Origin of the sequence: Stenotrophomonas sp. TWI587 (assembly GCF_039674145.1) — a bacterium.
GTDB lineage: Bacteria > Pseudomonadota > Gammaproteobacteria > Xanthomonadales > Xanthomonadaceae > Stenotrophomonas > Stenotrophomonas maltophilia_AY.
The window spans coordinates 121,128-143,172 of the sequence record NZ_JBDJMW010000007.1 but is presented as its reverse complement, the minus strand read 5'-3'; the positions used below and the strand labels follow the sequence as shown (position 1 = coordinate 143,172).

Annotated in this window: 15 protein-coding genes and 1 tRNA gene; 8 read left to right on the top strand and 8 right to left on the bottom strand. The window is 62.4% G+C overall.

The genetic code is table 11. From position 1 onward, the window contains the following. Positions 1–15: 15 nt before the first annotated feature. Entirely contained in the window at positions 16–855 is an 840-nt protein-coding gene (gene yidA, locus ABE464_RS13180) for a sugar-phosphatase (RefSeq protein WP_346472424.1), read from the bottom strand. A 158-nt stretch (positions 856–1,013) separates the two neighbouring features. Here yidA and ABE464_RS13175 point away from each other — a divergent pair, with 158 nt between their 5' ends. From ABE464_RS13175 to ABE464_RS13165, 3 genes are all read left to right on the top strand, one after another. Next, positions 1,014–2,516 (top strand): YifB family Mg chelatase-like AAA ATPase, encoded by a 1,503-nt coding sequence (locus ABE464_RS13175; protein WP_346472334.1) that lies wholly within the window; start codon positions 1,014–1,016, stop codon positions 2,514–2,516. 290 nt (positions 2,517–2,806) lie between these two features. Then, on the top strand, positions 2,807–3,448 hold the full coding sequence (locus ABE464_RS13170; RefSeq protein WP_346472333.1) for a hypothetical protein: 642 nt from the start codon (positions 2,807–2,809) through the stop codon (positions 3,446–3,448). Positions 3,449–3,490: 42 nt separating this feature from the next. After that, complete coding sequence (locus tag ABE464_RS13165) at positions 3,491–3,937, top strand: YcxB family protein (protein WP_346472332.1); 447 nt, start codon at positions 3,491–3,493, stop codon at positions 3,935–3,937. 16 nt (positions 3,938–3,953) lie between these two features. On the opposite strand, the gene ABE464_RS13160 is transcribed toward ABE464_RS13165, so the two are convergent. Continuing rightward, on the bottom strand, positions 3,954–4,904 hold the full coding sequence (locus tag ABE464_RS13160) for a glutathione S-transferase family protein (RefSeq protein WP_346472423.1): 951 nt from the start codon (positions 4,902–4,904) through the stop codon (positions 3,954–3,956). Between the two features lie 196 nt (positions 4,905–5,100). Between ABE464_RS13160 and ABE464_RS13155 the strand changes: the two genes are divergently transcribed. Continuing rightward, a complete protein-coding gene (locus ABE464_RS13155) occupies positions 5,101–5,772 on the top strand; it encodes a VOC family protein (protein ID WP_346472331.1) in 672 nt (223 codons plus the stop codon). A 64-nt stretch (positions 5,773–5,836) separates the two neighbouring features. On the opposite strand, the gene ABE464_RS13150 is transcribed toward ABE464_RS13155, so the two are convergent. The 3 genes from ABE464_RS13150 to ubiA all read right to left on the bottom strand — a co-directional run bounded on the left by ABE464_RS13150 (position 5,837) and on the right by ubiA (position 8,772). Next, positions 5,837–5,980 (bottom strand): hypothetical protein, encoded by a 144-nt coding sequence (locus tag ABE464_RS13150; RefSeq protein ID WP_179459806.1) that lies wholly within the window; start codon positions 5,978–5,980, stop codon positions 5,837–5,839. 267 nt (positions 5,981–6,247) lie between these two features. Beyond that, entirely contained in the window at positions 6,248–7,672 is a 1,425-nt protein-coding gene (locus tag ABE464_RS13145) for a TIGR00366 family protein (RefSeq protein ID WP_313219387.1), read from the bottom strand. Positions 7,673–7,878: 206 nt separating this feature from the next. Continuing rightward, positions 7,879–8,772: a 4-hydroxybenzoate octaprenyltransferase gene (ubiA, locus tag ABE464_RS13140; protein WP_319624331.1), complete on the bottom strand. Its 894-nt coding sequence runs from the start codon at positions 8,770–8,772 to the stop codon at positions 7,879–7,881. Between the two features lie 158 nt (positions 8,773–8,930). Here ubiA and ABE464_RS13135 point away from each other — a divergent pair. The 4 genes from ABE464_RS13135 (at position 8,931) to ABE464_RS13120 (ending at position 13,854) form a co-directional block, all read left to right on the top strand. Next, positions 8,931–9,007 (top strand) — tRNA-Arg (locus tag ABE464_RS13135). 469 nt (positions 9,008–9,476) lie between these two features. Beyond that, positions 9,477–10,097, top strand: a complete 621-nt coding sequence (locus tag ABE464_RS13130) for an SLATT domain-containing protein (protein WP_346472330.1) — start codon at positions 9,477–9,479, stop codon at positions 10,095–10,097. Positions 10,098–10,109: 12 nt separating this feature from the next. After that, positions 10,110–11,399 (top strand): hypothetical protein, encoded by a 1,290-nt coding sequence (locus tag ABE464_RS13125; protein WP_346472329.1) that lies wholly within the window; start codon positions 10,110–10,112, stop codon positions 11,397–11,399. 484 nt (positions 11,400–11,883) lie between these two features. Beyond that, positions 11,884–13,854 carry an AAA family ATPase gene (locus tag ABE464_RS13120; protein WP_346472328.1) on the top strand — a complete coding sequence of 657 codons (1,971 nt, stop codon included), beginning with the start codon at positions 11,884–11,886 and terminating at the stop codon, positions 13,852–13,854. Positions 13,855–14,117: 263 nt separating this feature from the next. Here the strand turns inward: ABE464_RS13120 and ABE464_RS13115 are convergent, their stop codons facing one another. The 3 genes from ABE464_RS13115 to ABE464_RS13105 form a co-directional block, all read right to left on the bottom strand. Beyond that, a complete protein-coding gene (locus ABE464_RS13115) occupies positions 14,118–15,473 on the bottom strand; it encodes a Gfo/Idh/MocA family oxidoreductase (protein WP_346472327.1) in 1,356 nt (451 codons plus the stop codon). A 53-nt stretch (positions 15,474–15,526) separates the two neighbouring features. After that, positions 15,527–18,499, bottom strand: coding sequence for a TonB-dependent receptor (locus ABE464_RS13110; RefSeq protein ID WP_346472326.1), 2,973 nt, complete (start codon positions 18,497–18,499; stop codon positions 15,527–15,529). A gap of 138 nt (positions 18,500–18,637) precedes the next feature. Next, positions 18,638–21,997 carry a TIM-barrel domain-containing protein gene (locus ABE464_RS13105; protein ID WP_346472325.1) on the bottom strand — a complete coding sequence of 1,120 codons (3,360 nt, stop codon included), beginning with the start codon at positions 21,995–21,997 and terminating at the stop codon, positions 18,638–18,640. Positions 21,998–22,045 lie beyond the last annotated feature (48 nt).

Below are 22,045 nucleotides of genomic sequence, written 5' to 3'. Positions count from 1 at the left end.
CGGGCTGACCGTCGCTTAGACGTCCTGCAGCACAAACCGCTCGATCGCCAACGCCACGCCATCTTCGGCGTTGGTCGTGGTCACGAAGCGCGCCGTCTGCTTGACCGCCGGAATCGCGTTGCCCATGGCGACGCTGGTGCCGGCGAACTGCAGCATGGTCAGGTCGTTCTCCTGATCGCCCACCGCCATCACGTTGGCGCGGTCCACGCCGAGGTGCGCGGCGAGCTTCTCCAGGCTCGGTCCCTTCCCGGCACGGTGGTCGAACACCTCCAGGAAGAACGGCGCACTCTTGAGCACCGCGAAGCGATCGGTCAGTTCCGACGGCAGGCGCTGGATGGCCGCATCCAGGACTTCCGGCTCATCGATCATCATAAGTTTGATGAACTGCATCGCCGGGTCCATGTCCGCCACCCGACGATACGACAGTGGCACATTCGACAGGTGCGAATCGGCCACGGTGTAGTGGCTGATGTCCTGGTTGGGCGTGTACATGCGTCGGCCATCGAGCGCCTGGAAGTGGATGCCCAGTTCCCGCGAGATCCGCTCGCAGAAAACGAAATCGTCGAAGCTCAGCGGAAACTCGATGACGCGCTGGCCGCTGCCGATGTTCTGCACCACCGCGCCGTTGCAGGCGATGCAGTAGTCCTGCTCGCTCTGGATACCCAGCTGTTGCAGGAACGGCGCCATCCCCGACACCGGACGGCCACTGGCCAGCACCACCTGGACGCCCTGCGCGCGGGCGCGGGCGATGGCCTGCGTCACCCGGGGCGTGAGCGTGTGGGACGGATCCAGCAGGGTCCCGTCCATATCGATGGCGACCAGTTCGATGGGGCCGGAGCGGTGGTGCATATCCATGGTGTTCGACGGCGTGGTGCGTGGGGGCATCCAGTCTAGCGGGAGTGCCGTATACGAGGAGGTGCTTGCCTACCCGATGGCGCGGCAAGTGCTGATGGGTTGGGTTCTTCGTGTCCTGCCATTGTGGTCGGCATGCCGCAGACCCCGGAAACAACCGCATGAGCCTCGCGCTGGTGCACAGCCGTGCCCGCGCCGGCGTCAAAGCGCCGGCCGTGCGGATCGAGGTATTCCTGTCCGGCGGGTTGCCGCATACCCAGATCGTCGGTCTGCCGGCCGCGGCCGTGCGGGAATCACGCGACCGCGTGCGCGCCGCGCTGATCTGCGCTCGCTTCGAGTTTCCGCAGCGGCGGATCACCATCAACCTGGCCCCTGCCGATCTGCCCAAGGAGGGCGGGCGATTCGATCTGGCCATCGCACTTGGCATCCTCGCCGCCAGCGGCCAGATCGATGCGCAGTCCCTGGACAAGTACGAGTTTCTCGGCGAACTGGCCCTGACCGGCGAGCTGCGCGGTGTCGACGGCGTCCTGCCTGCGGCGATCGCTGCCGCCCGGGATGGTCGCAGCCTCATCGTGGCCGCCGCCAACAGCGAAGAGGCCGCCCTGGCCCAGCACGCGGACGTGCGCGTTGCCCGCACCCTGCTGGAGGTCTGCAGCGCCCTTGAAAGCGGCAGGCTGCCTCCGGCCGTGGCGGCTGACCCACTGCCGGTGAGCATTCCCGACCTGCGCGACGTGCGCGGCCAACTGCAGGCGCGGCGGGCGCTGGAGGTAGCGGCGGCCGGCGGGCATCACCTGTTGTTGCTTGGCACCCCCGGCTGCGGCAAGACCCTGCTGGCCTCTCGACTGCCCGGCATCCTGCCTGCGGCCAGCGAGCTTGAGGCACTGGAGGCGGCCACTATTGCGTCGTGTAGTGGCCAGGGAATTGATGCGGGGCGCTGGCGGCACCGGCCGTACAGGGCGCCGCACCATACGGCCAGCGCGGTGGCGCTGATCGGGGGCGGTTCGCATCCACGCCCAGGCGAAATCTCCCTGGCGCATAACGGCGTCTTGTTTCTGGATGAACTGCCCGAATGGAGTCGGCACGCGCTGGAGGTCATGCGCGAGCCGATTGAATCCGGTGTTGCGGTCGTCAGCCGTGCTGCGCGGACCGAGCGCTTTCCTGCGCGGTTCCAGCTCGTCGCGGCGATGAACCCCTGCCCCTGTGGCTGGGCCGGGGATCGCAGTGGGCGCTGCCTCTGCACCGAGGAGGTCATCCGTCGTTACCGCGGGCGGGTCTCCGGACCGTTGATGGACCGCATCGACCTGCATGTGGAAGTGCCGCGGCTGGACCCGCGCGAGCTGCGTGATGATGCGCCGCTCGGCGAGGACAGCGCGAGTGTTCGCGCCCGTGTGGTGGCAGCACGGGAAGTGCAGCTGTTACGCAGTGGGAAGGCGAATGCACAGCTGTTGCCGTTCGAGTTGAGCGAGCATTGCCGGTTGTCGCCGGAGGATCAGCAACTACTGGAGGATGCGGTGGAGCGGTTGCAGCTGTCGGCGCGCTCGATGCATCGCATCCTGCGGGTGGCGCGGACATTGGCGGATCTGGGGCATGCGGAGGAGATCAAGACCGCGCATGTGGCGGAGGCGATCGGGTATCGGCAGTTGGATCGGGGTGGTGGCGTGTAATGCAAATGCCTCCGTGACCGCAGAATCTCCAGCCAACCAGCAGAACCGTCGTCAGTGCCGAGTATCGCCTCAACGGCTGGCACGGTTGGAAAGTGTTATCGCCTGACTTACTATCCGCGCTCGCGCCTCCCCGCTGACGCATTCAACACCAGCCGACAGGCGACTCGGCGTCACACCGTGGGCGATGCGCACAGCGAGAGGCGCGCCGGGTCAGATGTTTCATAGGCATGACGACCCGGCCCGGTCACCCGGTTTATCAATCATGGACAGTTGGAGTTTCAAGGACGTATATGGGGCGATCACGAGCAATTGATGACCTGCGTGGCTGGATAACGCATGCCGAGCAGGAACTCAACCGCCAGGCCACGTGGCTGAGCGACATGGGCCATGGCAGTGCGCTCCGTCATTGGCACGCGGTACTGTCGAGCTCCAAAGCGGTCGATCTTCTTTCAAGCGCCGGCTTTCTTGCAGAGGCCGTGCTGGCAGCTCGACTTGCAGGTGAGCATCTGTTCGCCATGGCCGCCACGCTCAAGGATCGAACAGCATGCGCGAAGATGGCGGGCAGCTCATTGAAGGACGTCGACAGGGCGATCCGGATGGCGCGCGACGATCGCCACCCGATCAACCCGCACAGCGTTGCGCTGGCGGGAGAAATCGACGCCGCACCGCGCTTGGACACCGATCCTGAGCATGTCTTCAACGGCCAGCGTGAGATCGCAGAGAGAGCCGGCCTTCTGGCGATCTACGGTACCCGATACAGCGTGATAGCGGCCATGGCCGACAACGCCAGCTTCATCGCCGTAAACCTCCAGGACATGATGCAGGACGTACTGGATGTGACAATCGATGCCGTCACCGAGTTTCTTCAGCAGAGCTGTGCCGAGGCTTCGGCAGTTATTGCCAAAGGTATCGTAAGCGAGACCTGCCGCTGACCCACCGTTGAGATGATTTCCACGCACATGCAAGGAGCATGTATGCAGCACGCTGGCTCACGCATCGATATCGACGTGTCGTACCAACTCTCGGAGTACCGGCAGTTGCTGCATGACGTCATCGCGATGGACATGGCGACCGGTAACGCGCAGACCAATCCTGCCAGCCCCTGGAACTGGCCGATCGTGCAGAAGGTCGTCCTGGCCATTGTGGTCCCGCCGATCTTTGCCTGGAAGATGCTCCGCGTCGGTCGCTGTGCGTTCGTCTTCAGTGCGGCTGGCCTCTCGCGCACGAGCAAAGGCAGGACTGCCTTTCGAACGTGGGACCAGGTAAAGCATGTGCAGCGGTTGCAGGCGGCCTATCTCATCGAACTGGTCGAGGGCGGCGCGATGCCCATTCCCTTCCGGGAAATGGACACGGAGAAACGCCAGCAGTTTGAGCGTCTGCTGGCATCTGTGCCGGTGGTGATCCTCGAACCAGCTCACTGACGGATTGGCAGCTACGTCAGTAAGCCCGCTGCGGCCCCACCGGCACGATCCCCGACGGATTGAGATGCCGATGACTCCCGTAATAGTGGTGCTTGATGTGCTCAAAGTTCACCGTATCCGCCACCTCCGGAATCGCCATCATCCGCGCCACGAACGCATGCAGGCCAGCGAAGTCCGCAATACGCCGCACGTTGCACTTGAAGTGCACGTAGTAGACCGAATCGAAGCGGATCAAGGTGGTGAACAGACGGATATCGGCTTCGGTCATGGCATCGCCCACCAGCCACTCGCGTTGCTGAAGGCGTGCGTCCAACCAGCTGAGTGAGTCGAACAACGGACCAACAGCCTCTTCATAGGCCTTCTGCGTTGAGGCAAAGCCTGCCTGGTACACACCGTTGTTGACGGTGGCATAGACGCGTTCGTTGATCGCGTCGATCTCAGCACGCAGCGCTGCCGGATAGAAATCACCGGCTTTCGCACCCAACCCGTCATAGGCAGTGTTGAACATCCGGATGATGTCCGCCGATTCATTGCTGACGATCCTCCCGCGCTCGCGATCCCAGAGCACCGGAACGGTCACCTTGCCAGTCATTCCCGGCTTGGCGGCGGCATACAGTTCATGCAGATAGCGTGCACCGCGTTCGGGCTCCGGCGTCACCTGCGGGCCGGGCTCAAAGTTCCAACCCTGCTCGCCCATGTGCCAGTTGACCACCGACACCGGCACCAGATCCTCCAAGCCCTTCAGCCCGCGCACGATCAACGTGCGGTGTGCCCACGGGCAGGCGAGACTTACATACAGGCGGAACCGCCCAGGCGCCGCGTTGACACCAGGCTCGCCATTTGGGCCAGCACTGCCGTCGGCGCTTAACCAATCCCGGAAGATGGATTCCTCGCGCTTGAAATGACCGTCCTTGTCAGCGGCACCCGCGGTGCCTTCCTGCCATGTTCCCTCGACCAGCATGCCCATCGCGGGAGGACTCCTCTGATAGTGGTGTGTGGTGCGCCGGTGGTGCGTCCCGGCATCGATACATCGTTGTAGCAAATGCGGCTGCAATGCCCGGTGATGGGTGGCCGCGATCGGCTTGTGGTGCATCGGGTTCATTACTGAGACACACGCATCTGCGGCAGAATGTCGACGTATCCATGTGGAGACTTACACCACCATGCGCATCCACCAGATCGACCTTCCCGTGTCCGATGTCGCCGCCACTGTGGCCTACTTCCGCGATGAGCTTCAGCTGCCGGTAGACGACGCCGCCGTGCGCATCGGCTGGAGCACCCTGCAGCTGCAACCCGCAGGATCGAACCCGGTCGGCGGTGTGCACCTGGCGTTCAACGTACCGGCCAATCGATTCGAGGCGGCTACAGAATGGCTCAAAGCGCGCGCCACCCTGCAGCGCGATCTGAAGGGCCATGACCACTTTACGTTCGATGGTCGCTGGGATTCGGAGTCGATCTATTTCACCGGCCCGGACGGTCTGATCCTGGAGTTGATCGCGCGGCGGCGCCTGCCTGCCGGCGAGCGTCAGGGCGAGTTCCATGGCAGCGAGATGACCTGCATCAGCGAAATAGGCCTGCCCGCGGAACACGTCGGCGAGGTGCAGGCCAAAGCGCAGGCGGCCTTCGGGCTAGAGCCGCTGTCACAGCCCACGCCGCACTTCGCACCGCTCGGCGATGACGAAGGCCTGCTGATCGTGGTCGATGCGACGCGCCGCTGGTTCCCGGAGCAGAAAGTGCTGCCGAATGCGCGCGGCCTCCGCGTCGTGTTGCATGACGTCATGCCTGGCGCGGTGGTCGCAGACGACGCACTGGGCTGGCACCTGCGCTCTGCCTGAGTAGGCCCGAACGAACGAAGCCCCGCCGGAGCGGGGCTTCAGTTCACACAACAGCCGGCTGGGCTCACTCTTCCTCGTCCTGCTGGCCGCCCTGCTGCTGGTTCTGGTTGCGCTGCTGCTGTTCCTGCTGCTGTTGCTGCTGCTGGTCGCGACCGCGTTCCTGCTGTTCACCGCGCTGATTCGGGTTCTGCTGGTTCTGCTGAGCCATCTCGATTCTCCGGTTGCCGCAAACGGAATGTCGCGGTCGGGGCCATCCTCTGCAGCGGCAGGTTAACGACGTGTGCGGGTTTGCATACGAACACGTCAACGCATCCGCGCCGGCGTCTTCCGCACTGTCAGGGCCCATGCAGCAGTAAGGGTTTCCCTGCATATGAACGGTTCGAATTCCCTTATTCCACTGCCTTGCAAACCCCTCGACGCGCCACTGAACAGGGCATGGTTGAGCCTGAGAGAGCAGATGACGCGCAGATGACGATCACGGCATCACCGGCGGCACGTAGGTCAGCGTCATGCCGAGCAGCCACAGCAGGCCAAGCACCAGCGGGATGTGCACCAGCAGCTGGATGAAGGTGAAGCCGACGATGTCACGCGCCTTCAACCCAAGCACACCCAGCAGCGGCAGCATCCAGAACGGGTTGATCAGGTTCGGCAGCGCCTCGGCGGCGTTGTAGACCTGCACCGCCCAGCCCAGGTGGGCCTTGAGTTCGTTGGCCGCCTGCATCACGTACGGCGCCTCAATGATCCACTTGCCGCCGCCGGAGGGCACGAAGAAGCCGAGGACGGCCGAGTACACGCCCATCACCAGCGCGAAGGTGTCGGTGGTAGCGATGTGCACGAACAGCGTGGACAGGCGATGGGCGAGGGTCTCATCGCCACTGCCGGTGGCGTGGGTGAGGATCATCGCGATGCCGCCGTACAGCGGGAACTGGATCAGCACGCCGGTGGTGCTGGGGACGGCCTTGGCCACCGCGTTGAGGAAGCTGCGCGGGCGCCAGTGCAGCAGCAGGCCGAGCGAGATGAACAGGAAGTTGTAGGTGTTGAGGTTGGCGATGGCGGTGACCACCGGCTTGCTGGCGAACTCGCCGAATAACCAGCCGAACGCCAGCAGCGAGAGCAACACCGTCAGCAGCGGGCTGTACTCCAGCCACTCGCCGGGGCGGGTGCGCGGCTGCAGCGGCTCGGCCTCGGCGCGGGCAGCGCCTTCGAAGTCCTTGGCGGTGCGCGCAGTGGCGGCGCCGGGCGCGGTCAGCCAGGCAATCAGCAGCGACACCAGGATCAGTGCGGATGTCAGCGCGATCGACTGCCACAGGAAGATGGTTTCGGTGAAGGGCAGCACGCCGGTGATTTCCACCAGGCCGGGCGGCATGCTCGCCGGGTTGGCCTGCAGCTGGGCGGCCGAGGAGCTCAGGCCCATCGCCCAGACCGCGCCGAGGCCAAGGTAGGCCGAGGCACCGGCGGCGCGGTAGTCCATGTTGAGTGCTTCGCGACGCGCCAGTGCGCGCACCAGCAGGCCGCCGAACACCAGCGAGAAGCCCCAGCTCAGCAGCGAGGCGAGCATGCTGATCAGGCCGACATAGACCACCGCGCCACGGCCGGTCTTGGGCACACGGGCCAACAGCTCGATGAAGCGCGCGACGATCGGCGCGGTAGCGACTGCATAGCCACCGATGACCACGAAGGCCATCTGCATGGTGAAGGGGATCAGGCTCCAGAAGCCCTCGCCGAAGGCGGTGGCGGTGGCCTGCGGGGTCGCGCCGAAGCCCATCGCGGCGGCGGCGACGATGACCACGCCGAGCACCGCGAACACGTAGGCGTCGGGGAACCATTTTTCCGCCCAGGCCGCCGAGCGCAGTGCCGCGCGCGCCATCCAGCCGTCCTGTACCACCGTCGACGTGTTCATCGTCCCGCCCTCCCCGATCATTCAATGGGAGGGATTCTGGGCGTTGGGCGCGGCGCTGTCAGTCGCCTAATGGTCGTAGTGCCGGGCGCTGCCCGGCTCTGCGAGGGGGTCGGGCGCCGGCCAGCGGCCGGCACTACCCATGTGCGCGTTACCGGACATCACCGTGCGCTCGACGGTAGCACCCGACCGTTGGTCGGGTGGCCCCCTCAGCGCAGCGCCAGCGACACCGCGATGCCGGCGAACAGCGCGGCGCCGACCCAGTTGTTGTGCAGGAAGGCCTTGAAGCACGGATCGCGCTCGCGCTTGCGGGCGATCCAGAACTCGTAGGCGATCAGGCCGGCGGCCACGCCGACGCCGAGGCCGTAATAGACGCCCAGCCCGGCGCGCAGGCCGACCAGCGCCATCGTGCCCAGGAACAGCGCGTAGAGAATCCCCTGGATCACCAGGTCCAGATCCCCGAACAGGATCGCGGTGGAGTGCGAGCCCATCTTCAGGTCGTCATCGCGGTCAACCATGGCGTACCAGGTGTCATACGCGGTCGACCACAGGATGTTGGCGCCGTAGAGCAGCCAGCCGATCACCGGCACCTCGCCCTGCACTGCGGCGAAGGCCATCGGGATGCCCCAGCCGAAGGCCATGCCGAGGTAGACCTGCGGCAGGTGGGTGTAGCGCTTGAGGTAGGGGTAGCTGGCGGCCAGGAACACGCCGATGAAGCTCATGCCGATGGTGAGCCAGTTCAGGGTCAGCACCAGGGCGAAGGCGACGATCATCAGCCCGGCGAACAGGGCCAGCGCCTCGCGGCCGGAGACAGCGCCGCTGGCCAGTGGGCGGTCCTTGGTGCGCTTGACGTGCGGGTCCAGCCAGCGGTCGGCGTAATCGTTGATCACGCAGCCGGCCGAGCGGGTCAGCCAGACGCCGGCGGTGAACACGAACAGCGTCCACAGCGGCGGCAGCCCGCCCGAGGCCAGCCACAGCGCCCACCAGGTGGGCCAGAGCAGCAGCAGGGTGCCGATCGGACGGTCGGCGCGCATCAACTTCCAGTAGTGCCGCCAGCGCGACGGGGGCGCCGCCTCGGGCGCCTCAAAACGTTCGTAAGCCATCGGTAAAGGATACCGCCTGGGCTGGCCGGGCGCGCCGTCGCCCGGCGCATCGGTGCGGGGGGCAGACCTGCGCGGCGTTTACGGATAGAATGCTCCTCCCGCGCCGCTTTGGCGGTCCGTGGCCCCATCAGGCGGCCCGGCGGGACGCAGGACACAACGCGCTCGTAGCTCAGCCGGATAGAGTAGTGGCTTCCGAAGCCATTGGTCGGGGGTTCGAATCCCTCCGGGCGCACCATCCAAATCGATGAATTCAGTCGCAGCGTTTGTTCAAGTCTGATCTTAGGATCGACTTGTGCGGCGACGCCTTGGTTCCTGTAGAGACGTCGCGACTTAGCACCGGGGTTCTGGCAGGTTGCGATGGCGCTCAAGCCTAAACTGGTACCGGTTCAACAGGAACTTCCCAGCGATGGCAATATACGCGGGCGCTGATGCCCAGATGCCTATACGACACGGCAGGTCCAATCGGACCAGCATAATCGATTGCCTATCAACGCGTTGAATGGGCTGTCGCTGAACAACCATGCAGTTGAACAAAGCTTGCCTTGCCGCCAACGCCTAAGCGCAAGTCGCGCTCATACGGTCCAGAAGACTAGACAGCTTCGACAAGTTCCGCAACCAAGTAGTCCAAGATAAAAGGCAGGAAAGTTTGACAGCTTGGAACTGGCAACGTTAGCTTAAGTGAATACTACGTTATGGGTAATTCAATGGCCCTGAAGACGGCTAGGCAGCTTCTGCTAGAACAGATCGCGAGCGAAGGCTACAACGTCGGCTACAGCGCGAGCCTGCACTTTGCAACCTTCGATATCGCATCTAAAGTTCCCACACTTGTGACCGTTACGTCCTTTGCCGTCGGCATTTTGGGGTTGGTTTATCCGGATTTTTCCGAAAAACTTCCGTCTGCGATTCTCCTGATAATCGGCATTTGCATGCTTTATGCGCGGGACTACGAGTCACGCCTCGGTGAATATGAGGCGGCTGGCGTAAAGCTCAACAATCTGTACAAGCGCCTGCATGATCTTATCATTGATGCGCAAAGCTCAACGGACGAAGATCAATTAGGTCTGGAGGAAGTACGCTTGCGCCTAATCCAAATTCGATTAGAGGCATCCGGCGTGAATGTCTCTCCACAAATCTTTGGAGCAAGCTGGAAGGCTCATCATCGATTCTTCTGGGTGATTGACTCTTCGTGGGTCCGAGACCATCGAAACCCCAGTTTCACGTGGCGTGACATGGTTCCGCTTTCTGCATTTGCTGTCATGGGCGTAATTGCCTCGGCACTGGTAGTAGGCACCATCCACTTTGCCTTCAATAATCTCTGTCGATAGCGGTGCACATCCATGAGTGCAGCAGCGTTCAATAAGTACCTCTCAAATCTTACAGTCGCCAATCTACAGAGCATTCTGAACAGCTATGAGGGTATAACTGCCCGCCTCAATCTTGATTTCTGGACCCAAAACTCGAACACGGAGCACAACCTGCAAATTGGCTCATTCGGTCGTCAAACCGCCATCCAAGGAATTAGCGATCTCGACATGATTTTTGAACTGCCGCCAGATGATCTCGCTAGATATCAGGCCCGCTCAGGAAATGGCGCCTCTCAGATGCTCGCAGACGTTAGAGCATCTCTGCAGAAAAGATATACGAGAACAAAAATTCGTGGGGATGGGCCTGTCGTCGTCGTTGAATTTGAGAGATATGTCGTAGAGGTTCTTCCTGCGTTTCTCCAAGCTGATGGATCATATATATATGGCTCAACTAGAAATGGCGGTTCTTGGGAAAGAACTAATCCGCGCACCGAAATAGAGGCGTTCGATGCCTATGATTCGGCTTGGAATGGGAACGCCCGCATATTGGCGAAGATGTTGCGCGCCTGGAAGAACAACATGGGGGCACCGATGGGCGGCTACCTCATAGACACCCTAGTGGTTCAGTTCTTTCTGGCACACCCATCTCACCAGAACGCTGCTACAGCTGACTATCAAGAGCTGTTGGTCACGCTCTTCGCGTGGCTTAGCGGACTCGACAATGGCGGAGATTGGCCAGCCCCCGGAAGTGGCGATCTCGTAAAGGCAAAGGGCAAGTTCACGGGCAGAGCTCGGAAGGCGCTACGCAGGTGCCAAGAGGCGAATGATTCTGTAGATCTTGTGGAGAAGACTAAGAAGTGGCGATCTGTCTTTGGTCGGTCCTTCCCTGTCATGACCAAGATGATTCTCCAAGAAACCGTACTCGCCGATTTTACGGCGCCTGGTGAAGAATTCATCGAGGACAGATACCCAATAGATGTTCGCTATAGGGTGAGACTCGACTACGAAGTGATGAAGGACAAAGCTGTGCAATGGGACTTCATGCAAGTTGCACGCCGCAATAGACGGCTATCCTCCGGACATCGACTGCGATTTTTCTTGCGCGAATGCAACGTACCAGAGCCATACATAGTTCACTGGAAGGTGAAGAATCGAGGCGATGCAGCACGCGGCAGAGAAAGAGGAAGTATAGAGGTGGACGGCGGCAATCGACAAAAACACGAAAGTGCAAGTTTCGAAGGCGGCCACTATGTTGAGGTCTACGTAATCAAGAACAGTGTCTGTGTAGCTAGAGATCGAGCGGATGTGCCAATTATTTGCTAATTAGCAATCAGCCTTCTTGACAGTCTAGGCTTTGCGTCTGATGTTCTGCTCGAGCTGCTAAGTTCTCTATCGGCGAACCGAGCCACGGAGCCAAACTCGCTCAGCCCAGCTTTCCCGGGACATGGGTGTGGGGCCGGACCGCCCGTCACAGGACTGTTTCGGACTCGATTTGCTTTCGTAGTTGGCTGCGAGCCTCTTGTTGTCAATACGCCAGTTCCGCTAGAAATCGACAGACGCCGCGCGGCACATCTACGGACTTCTGCCATTACGAAAAGATGGAATTTTAAAACATGGAGGCCCATCTCGATGACGAAGCGATTTCGGCCGCGGCGACAGCGACGGCACACGCCACCACAATCGCACAATATAAAAATTCATACGCTTCGCTATCACTAGCCATCTTTCTTGTATAGCGCCCGCACCTACTGCATTTTTAACTTATGGCCAATGACACTCCTTTTTCATCCACCTAAGGAAATACTGAATGCTAGTCAGGAAAATTTCACTGGAGAATGTTAGGAGCTTCCTTGATCGTCAGGAGATGACCTTTGACGGGCCCATCTCGATAATTGTGGGACCTAATGGCGGGGGGAAGACGAATCTGCTCGATACCCTGGTCACAATGCTCAGGCGTCATCTATTTGCCTCACCGTATGTCCAAGAGGTCAACTACGGGGACGGTCAGATCTACCTGCAAGCCACGCATAACGATCTACTGAATAGCTTGGCATTCGATAAGCACTCATCAGCACTAAACTCCTCACAATCTGTTGAAATTACAGTAGAAGTTTCACTGACAGATGTTACGAGCATGGCGAAGATCAAGGAAGACGCCGAGGAAGTTGAGACGGCACAGAGATGGAAGTTTCATTCCAGTCCTTGGAGTGTCACCGAGACTTGGGAGGTCGGAGAAATACGTCCCGGTGATCGCTTTACTTACACATGGCAGGACGGATCTCTGACCCAGCCTGCGACAAAGCCTGCCCTGAATTTCCTTCAGTACTTACAAATATTTGAGCTAGATAACTCCATGCGCAGCGAAGCGAAGATGGAGAGGCTCCAACTACCGATGATCTACCTCCCCGTTAGTAGGACGAGTTCAGCATTCCAGTCAAGCGTTGCTCTATCAGGATTCAATGACCGCGACCAGAAGAGACAGTTCGATTCCACAACATCGCGATCAGGTGGCTCAAACATCGTTCAACTTGCAATTGGACGGCTAGGCCGGCGCTACCGGAGGCTCGAGCTTGACGACAACACGTCTGTAAAGATCGCTTTCTATGAAGATTCTCAGCTGGCATTTCTCACGAAGTCCCTCTCTGATCTTGGCTATACGTGGTCGTTAGAGACTGTGAATGCCGATACAAACGAATACGATGTAATTCTTACAAAGCAAGGAACAAGATTCGCTTCCAGCGCAGCATCCTCAGGTGAGAGAGAGCTACTCACTTATCTATTCGCGATATTCGCTCTTAATGTAAGGGATGCTGTGATCTTGGTAGACGAACCAGAGCTTCACCTTCACCCGCGGTGGCAAAAGACACTGCTCGGACTTTTCGAGAAAATTTCTCAAGAGACAGGCAACCAGTTCGTTCTCGCGACCCATTCACCGACATTCATCTCGCCAACCTCAATTCAGTATGTATCCAGAGTTCACACTGAAGAGCAGAAGAGCAAAATATCTCGACTAGATTCGTCCAGCCTTCCAAACTCCAAGCACCTCTTCAACATTGTGAATAGTCAGAACAATGAGCGACTTTTCTTCTGTGATCACGTGGTGCTGGTCGAGGGTATCTCTGACCGAATGTTCTTTGAGAAAATTCTAGAGCGGTTCAAAACTGCTCCACACGGTGATGTTATTGAGATCATCAGCGTAGGCGGAAAAGGCTTGTTCGACAGCTACTCAAAGTTGCTAACTGCATGCCGCGTGCCGCATACAATCATTGCTGACCTTGACTACGTTGATCAGGTGGGATCGCCAGAGGTAAAACGGCTTTTCCGTCGTAACGACTCTAAGATCAAGACAGACGTGATTGATAACATCGGTAGCCTAGACGGGAAATCACTAGTTGAACGAATTGAGGAGGCGATGGCGTCCAAAGATTGGTCGGACGCTAGTGCACTCTGGGAATACATCAAGTCAAAGCGCGTCGCACTGAAGACAAGCCTAACGAAAGATGAACAGGATGAATTAAAATCATGCCTTGATTTGCTTCGGTCTCAAGGAATATACATTCTTTCAAAGGGAGCGCTTGAGAGCTACCTTCCACCCGGCTATAGAGGCAAAGATGTGGAGAAGCTCATTACGTTCCTTCAAGGGGATGACTTTTGGAGCAGGCTTCCTACTCCAGAGAGAGATGAAATTGAGGAAATTGCAAGGCAAGTATTCTCCAGCAGGTTGTTGGAATTGCAAGGTTCGAATCACGTTGAGATCGATGGGTCAACAAATGACTAGGTGCAGGAGTTGATCGACGCTGGACCTACAGTTGCGTCTGAGCGTTCTTTGACCACTCCAGCTATAACCGACTGATCGTTAACCGTGCTGCATGCACGACCGATGGCTTTGGGTGGGGCCACCCTTGGTGGCTCCCTATGTACGAATCACGGTTGCACTCGCCATCGCATGTGGGCTCTAGAGCTCCTCGCCGCATTGCTGAGAGGTATCGGATGGCGTAGCACTGAGCGGTGTTGGAGAGCGGCGCACCCGTCACCTCCTCCTCAGTACGTCCCATCAAACGCAAAGATCGGCTTGCGCTGCTTCCACAGCCCGGCGGTGAAATCCGGGAACTCCAGCGTCTGGAAGCTGTTGGCGATGGACTGCTCGGACAACGGCGTAATCGCGCTCCAGGTGATCGCGTCGTAGATGTCGATCGGCATCGGCGCCTTGGCCTTGAGCGCCTCCACGAAGGCATGGATGACGAACCAGTCCATGCCGCCGTGGCCAGCGCTGGCGGCGGTCGCGGCGTGCTGCTTCCACAGCGGATGCTCGTACTGGTCCTGGTAGGCCTGGAACGGTTCCCACTTGTGCGGCGGACTGCGGCCTTCGATATGGATGGACTGGTTCACATCCATCCACAGGCCCTTGGTGCCCTGCACGCGGAAGCCCATCGAGTACGGGCGCGGCAGCGAGGTGTCGTGCTGCAGCAGGATGGTCTCGCCGTTCTCGCAGGCCAAGGTGGTGGTGACGATGTCGCCGAGCTTGAAGTTGACCTTGGTGCTCGGGTGCGTCGTGCCACCGCTCTTGGCCACGGTGTACTCGTGCAGACCGCGCGCCTTGCTGGCGAATGCGTTGATGTGGGTGAAGCGGTTGCCGCGATTGATGCCGGTGTACATCGCGCACGGGCCGATGCCGTGGCTGGGGTACAGCTCACCGTTGCGCTGGACAGAGTGCTCGGTGCGCCAGCGTGCTTCGGACCAGCCCTTGGCGCCGAACTCCACGCCACTGTCGTAGGGCTGGCTGGGGTCGCCGGAGTTGAACTTCACCCCGCGCAGGTCGTGCTGGTAGCCGCCCTGCAGGTGCACCAGTTCGCCGAACAGGCCCTGGCGCACCATCTGCAGCGCCGCCATCACGTCGCGGCGATAGCAGACGTTCTCCAGCAGCATGTACGGCGTGCCGGTGGCGAGCTGGGTCTTGAGCACGTCCCAGTGGTCCTGCAGGGTGATGCCGGCGACCACTTCGCAGCCCACCGCGACCTTGGCCTGCATGGCCGCAATCGCCATCGGTGCGTGGTATTCCCAGGGCGTGGCGATGATCACGCCGTCCAGGCCGCGCTGCTCGATCAGCCGCTTCCAGGCGTTGACGTCGCCGTCCTGGCCATACGCCTTGGGCGCCGGCTTGCCGGCCTTGGCCACCATGTCCATGCCGCGCTTGAGCATGATCGGCTCGATGTCGCACAGCGCGACCACCTCCACGTCATCGCGGCGGACCAGCTCTTTCAGCAATACCTGGCCGCGCATGCCGGTGCCGATCAGGCCCAGCCGTACCTTGCGTCCACGTGCCCAGGCAGGCGTGTTGGGCAGCAGGCTGGTGGCGGCGACGGCCGCACTGGCGACGATGAATTCTCTGCGTTTCATGGACAGTACCTCGTGTGAAGATCGCGCCGGCCGGGGCCGGCGCGAGGGATGCATCAGAACTTGTAGCCGACGGTCAGACTGTAGCCGCGACCGAAGATGGTGGCGTAATCGCTGGAATCGCCGAGGAAGCTGTTCGGGTCATAGAACGGCAGGCGGTCGAACAGGTTCTTGATGGTGAAGCCGACGTTCCAATGATCGTCCGGACGCCAGGCCACGCTCAGGTTGGCGGTCCACCACGACGGGGCGCCATCGCACTTGCTCTGCTCCACCGGCAGGTAGCCGGCGGTGCAGGTCTGCGGGTTGTTGTCTTCCTCGTCGATCCGCTGCAGCGCCCACTTGGTGCCGCCCACGTAATTGACGAAGACGCTGGTGGTGACCTGTTTGTAGCTCCAGTCCGCGTTCAACGTCGCGCGCAGACGCGGGTTGTTGTAATAGCCGACCAGGTCGCCGTAGTACCAGCCACTTTCGTCGTCCAGGTAGGAGCGGTTGCGGTTGGCGATGGTGGCGGCCACCCCGATGTTCAGGTTGCCCCACTCGCCCAGCGAGAAGCGGCTGCGCGCGTCGATGTCGAAGCCGTCGATCAGGGTCTTGCCGCGGTTCTTGTACTGACCCACCACGCTGGCCACGTTGCCCACGCTGTAGCCGGGCAGCGTACCGGGACAGGCGACGCCGCTGGCCGGGTCGGCGCACATCGCCGCCAGGGCGGCCAGGTTGGCGCGGTCGCTTTCGGTGATCGGCGAACGAGTGGAGGCGATGATGTCTTCGTCACGGGTGAAATCCGGGGCGACGATTTCATTGCTGCGGTAGATGAACCAGTAATCGGCCGACACCGACAGCCACTGGGTCGGCTCGTAGACGAAGCCCAGCGTGGTGATCTTCGCCTTCTCCGGCTTCAGGTCCGGGTTGGGCTGGGTCATGCGCGCCACGGTGCGGCTGCAGTCGGTGTTGAGCAGGGACTTGCCCAGGTCCACGTCACCGCCACGCTGCGATCGCAACAGCAGGTTGGCGATGGCGTTGGTCTCGTTGCAGCGCACCTCGTCGCGGTAGCCGCCCAGCTGGGCGAACACGCCACCATTGCCCGACTCGGCCAAGCTGGGTGCACGGAAGCCTGTGGAATAGGTGCCGCGCAGCATCAGCTGATCGAACATCTGGTACTTCAGGCCGATCTTCGGGGCCAGGTTGGCGCTGAAGTCCGGGTATTTGTCCACGCGCAGTGCGGCGTCCAGTTCCAGCTTCTCGGTCAGTGGCGCCACCGTCTCGGCGAACAGCGCATAGGTGTTGCGCTTGCCATCGAACCACGAGCCGCCCTGCTGGGTGATCAGGCCGTTGGCCGCGTCCGGGTTGCCCGGGGTGTAGAAGGTCTCGCGGCTGGCGTTGAAGCCGAAGGCTGCACGCACTTCACCGGCCGGCATCTGGAACAGCGGACCTTCGATCTTGCCGTCCAGGGTATGCAGGCGCGTCCAGGACTGGATATCGAAGGTCGGGAACGCTTCGCGGATCAGCGCGGCGTTGGCCTCGCTGATCTCACCGAATTTGTACGCCGGGTGATCGGAAATGATGACGCGGCCGGTGCCCGGATCGACGGCGTACGGGCCGAAGGCCTTCTCGAAACCGGCCAGGTTCACGTTGGTGGTCTGGTAGGTGACCGAGTGGCTGCCGGCGGTGGCGAAGGCGGTTTCCCAGTTCCAGTCGCCGACATCACCGCGCATTCCGGCCACCACCCGATAGCTCTGATCGGTGTTGCGCTGGCCGAAGTGGTTGGCGCCGACGTCCTGCAGCAGGTACTGCAGGCCGACCACGCCGCCCATCAGTGCCTTCAGTTCGGGCGAGGCATTGTTGTATTCGTTGTTCGGGCCCAGGTACGGATACAGGAACTGGTTGACCGTGGTGCCGGTATTGCGCGAGAACCAGCTGGTCGGGTTGCCGGTGGTGGTGCCGTAGGCACGCGGCGTACCGCCGTTGGCGGTCAGGTCGATGTCGGTGTACGTGGCTTCGGCGAAGGCTTCGGTGCTGTCGCCGATCAGGAAGTGGGCGTTGACGTAGGCGGTGTTGCGCTCGGACTTGGCGCCGGCGTCGATCTCGTTGTTCATCCACGTCTCCCAGATACAGCGCGGGCCGGCCGCTTCGCTGGTGAGTACGTTGTTGCAGCCCGGGGCGGCTTCCTGCACGCGGCGGCCGGTGACCGGATCGAAGGCGAAGTAGCTGCCCGGGTTGAACTCGCCCGGCTTGCTGCCGGTCCCCAGGCGCAGGTTGGGCAGGTAGTTCGGGTTGTTGACGTAGTACTGGTCGGGCCGCTTGTCGTAGAAGTCGCTCAGCGGAATCGCATCGCGCCGGTACAGGTTCACCGAGGCGTAGACGTTGTAGCGGTCTTCATCCAGGTCGCCGAAGCCGGCGGTGATGCTGCCCTGGTGTTCGCCGTAGGAGCTGATCCGCGAGGATTTGTCGGTGGTGAGATTGATCTCCGCGCCCTGGTAGGAGCGCTTGGTGATCACGTTGATCACACCGGCCACCGCATCGGTGCCGTACACGGCCGAGGCCCCGTCGGTCAGCACTTCCATGCGTTCAATCGCTGCAGCGGGGATCGCATCGATGTTGACGAACTGGGTCTGGAAGCCGGCCGGCGCGCCGTAGTAGGACAGGCGGCGGCCATTGAGCAGCACCAGCGTACCCTGTGCGCCGAGGCCGCGCAGGTTGGCCTGCGAGGCGCCATCCGAACCGGTGAACAGCGAGCGCGCATCCTGCTGACCCGGACGTGCGGCCGGTAGATTGTCGAGCACCTGCAGCAGGGTGCGCGCACCCATGTTCTCGATGTCCTGCTTGCTGATCACCTGCACCGGCGAGGCGGTTTCCACATCACTGCGGCGGATGTTGGAGCCGGTCACCTCGATGCGCGACAGCTCGGTGGCCTTGGTATCGGGCGTTGCGTCCTGGGCGCTGGCACTGCCGACCACCGCGACGGCCAGGCCGAGTGCGATGGACAAGGGGGTGGCGGTGATGCGGCGATGGCGATGGCGTTCGGTCAACATCTTTGGCTCCTTGTTCGATCCGCAGCGTGGGGCTGGCGGTGGATGGGTGTTTTCGGGCAAACGTCCCCCGTGCCGCGGCCAGACGGCCGCAGACGGGAAACGGGAGAGAGCTGTTTTTCTGAAAGCGTGTTTCTTCGGTTACGGCGACACGATGCTGGCGGTATCGCCCTCCTGTCCGATCAGGGCGGCATTGGCCCAGTTGCCACAGACCTGCGCGGGTCGATCGCCCTGCGCCCCGAGCGTGCGCAGGCTCAGCCGCTGCAGGCCGCGTACGTCCAGCTCCGGTTTGACCACGCCGGGTGCGTTGACCAGGCCGCTGTCGTACAGCAGCCGACCGTCACCCCACACCTGGAACTGCATGCCGCCCGCGGTGCGGCACTGATCATCGATGCCCAGGTCGGCGCGCAGCAGGCGCCAGCTGCCCGTGAGTTCCAGATCGATCCGGCTGCTGGCATTGACGCCCAGGCCGCGGCGGAAATGCAGACCGTTCATGCGCATCTCGGCCTGCCCACCCAACGCGTGGTCGGCAGCGACGCTGGCCTTCAACGGGGTCGGCATGGGCAGCGCGGAGAGATACAGCTGCTGCACCGGGCCTTCCGGCTGCGGATGCTCCAGCACGTGGAACGTGGACAGCACGATCGGGCCGACATCGCGCGGCTGCAGCGCATCCACCGCACGCGCCACGCTGCCCTGCGCCGCGGTCACCATCGGGTCGGCAGCGCTGGCACCGTCGCCTTCCGGGTTCTGCGTGCTCAGCACGCGGAAGCGCAGCAGGCGGCCGGCATGGGCGGGGAAGTCGATCTGCTGCATGCCCTGCTGCAGGGTCAGGTGACCGCGCTTGATCGGTTCGCCCCACTCGCCGTTGCTGTCGGCCATGTAGATCTCGTAATCGCGGATCTGGCCGTTCTTCCAGTGCGGCTCGTTGCGCGGCGCCAGTTCGATGCCGTCGATCAGCTTGCGTTCGCCGAAGCCGAGCACCCACTCATGCGCACCGGTCTTGACCGCCTGGTTGCGCACGGTGCGGAACCACGTGGCCGGATCATCGTCGAAGGCTTTCTCCATCTCATAGCCCTGCTCCTCGGCCGGCCGGTTGACCACCAGCAGGCTGTCGGAGGGCAGCGCGCGGCCCAGTTCCGGTGCGGCCGGGAAGGCATCGTCGGCCGGTGCGGCGGCGATCGGCAGATCCAGCTGCAGCGTGAGTGCCTGGCGGATGTCGGTCGGCGCGGTGCGCACGTGCAGGGTGCCGCGGCGCTCTGCCGCATCGAAGTACCAGCCCTCGCCCGCACCTTGCCACGCTGCCTGGTCGGCCAGCATCGGCAGCGCGCGTCCGCCCAGCGTCACCGTGGCCGGGCGCTGGCGGCTGAGCACGCGCAGCGCATAGCGGCGCTGCGGCAGCTGGCCGGCATACCGGCCCTGCACCGGATCGATGCGCACCTGCACCGGGCCAGTGCCCTGCGCCGGGGCCTGCACCGTGATCGCCTGCGTGCTCGATTCGCCTTTCTCATAGCGGCGGGTGGCGCCATCATCTTCGTACAGCGTGTACTGCGAGGTGCCTTGCGGGTACAGATCGAAGGTCACTTCATCCAGCGGCTTCTCACCGTCGTAGAGCATCGCCGGGTACATCGGGATGATGGCGCCGGCGCGCACGAACACCGGGATCGTGGCCAGATCGACCGGACGATCCAGCGAGCGCCCCTCGGCGCCGGCCTGCAGCTGGCGGCCATCCCAGTAGTCGATCCAGCGGCCCTGCGGCAGGTGGATGTCGCGGCGCCAGCCACGGCTCGCGGCCTGGCTGCGGTACACCGGTGCGATCAACAGCTCGCGGCCGAGCAGGAACTGGTACTTGTGCGCTTCGGTGTAGGCCTGCGGGTCCTGGGGGTAGTCCCACATCAGCGCGCGCAGCAGCGGTGCACCGCTGGTCGCTGCATCGTGTGCCAGCCCGTACATGTACGGGGTCATGCGCATCTTCAGCTTGAGGTAGTCGCGGTTGACGCTGCGGTAGGGCTCATCGAACCACCACGGGTGCTTGCGCGCATTGCCCGACCAGCCGGACATGCCCATCAGCACAGGGGTGAAGCTCTTCCACTGCAGGTCGCGGGTGAAGGTCTCGGCGCTGCCGCCAAAGATCGCGTCCACGTCGCCACTGGCGTAGGCCATGCCGGACAGGCCCGAGCCGATCAGGGTCGGAATGTGCCAGCGGATGTAATCCCAGCTGCTGCTCTGGTCGCCGGTCCAGGCCACCGCATAGCGCTGGATGCCGCCCCAGCCCATCACCGTCCACAGGAACGGGCGCGAATCTGAGTTGTCCATGATGCCGTTGAACGCGGACTGGTTGGCATCCATCGCGAACTGGTAGCCCTTGCCGGTCCAGGCCACGTCCAGCTTCTGCACGCGGCTGCCGGCGGTGCCCACTTCCCAGGCGATCTTGTCGACGCCGTTCTCGGTCCACAGGCCGGTCTTGAAGCCGTACTTCGCCAGCCCCTGCACGGTCTCGGGCAGCTTTTTGTAGCCGCAGCCGTAACCATCGTTGGGAAGGATCCAGCCCCCCGGCATGTCGTGCTCGCGGTACTGCCTGGCCACGCTGTCGACCACGTCGGGCGTGGTGCCGGTCGGGCCGTCGCTCCAGCCGTCGGGCACGCTGCCCGGCTTCTTGATGTTGTTGCCATCGTTGTAGCAGTCGGCGTCGCCATAGGAGAACGCCCAGCGCGGCAGCAGGCCGGCGCGGCCGGTCAGCGTGGTGTAACGGTCCAGCAGCGTATGCAGGCTCGGCCCGACGAAGTAGTACGCATCGAAGCGGTCCTCGCGGTGCAGCAGCGTGGCCTGGTCGGCCTGGCGCAGATCGTAGGTGCCGTCGCTCCACGTGTTGCGCAGCATGCCCCAGCCCCGCGAGCTCAGCAGCATCGGCGCCGGGTTGGGACGATCGCCTTCTTCCCAGCCACCGGAGTACGAGACCTCCAGTTCGCGGCCCTTGAACTCGAAGCGCCCGTTCTGCTGGCCACCACCGTAGAAGTGCTCATCGCTTTCGCTGGAGAGCACCTGCACGCTCTGGTCCTTGTCCAGGTCCAGCGGCTGCAGTTCGCGCCACAGCGCGACGTCGCGGTCGCCCTCGCGGCGGACCAGCGACAGGCGCAATGGTTGGCGCTGGATGTGCAGGACCAGCGCATCGGTGCGGATGCGCACCTCGTTGGCATCCTCTTCCAGTTGGACGGCGACCTTCGCGGGCGGCTGCGGCAGCACGATCGGGGCGGCCTTGTCGCCGGCACCGGTCAGCGTGCCGTTGCGGCCGGCGCGCACGCGCAGGACGTCATCGCGCAGCAGGTCCACGCGCAGCGTGGCGCCGGTATCCGTGCTGAGTGTCCAGCCGGCGGTGCCGTCTTTGGCGGGGGCGGCGGTGATCGCACGGAGGTTGCCCACCGGCTCAGCGTGGGCGGTGGCAGCCAGAGCCACTGCGGTGAGCAGTGTGATCGTCAGACCAGTGCGTCGAAACCGGAAGTCCACCTTGCCCCCAAGCCCGCGGTCAGCGGGAAACTGAAACCAGTGCGGCCG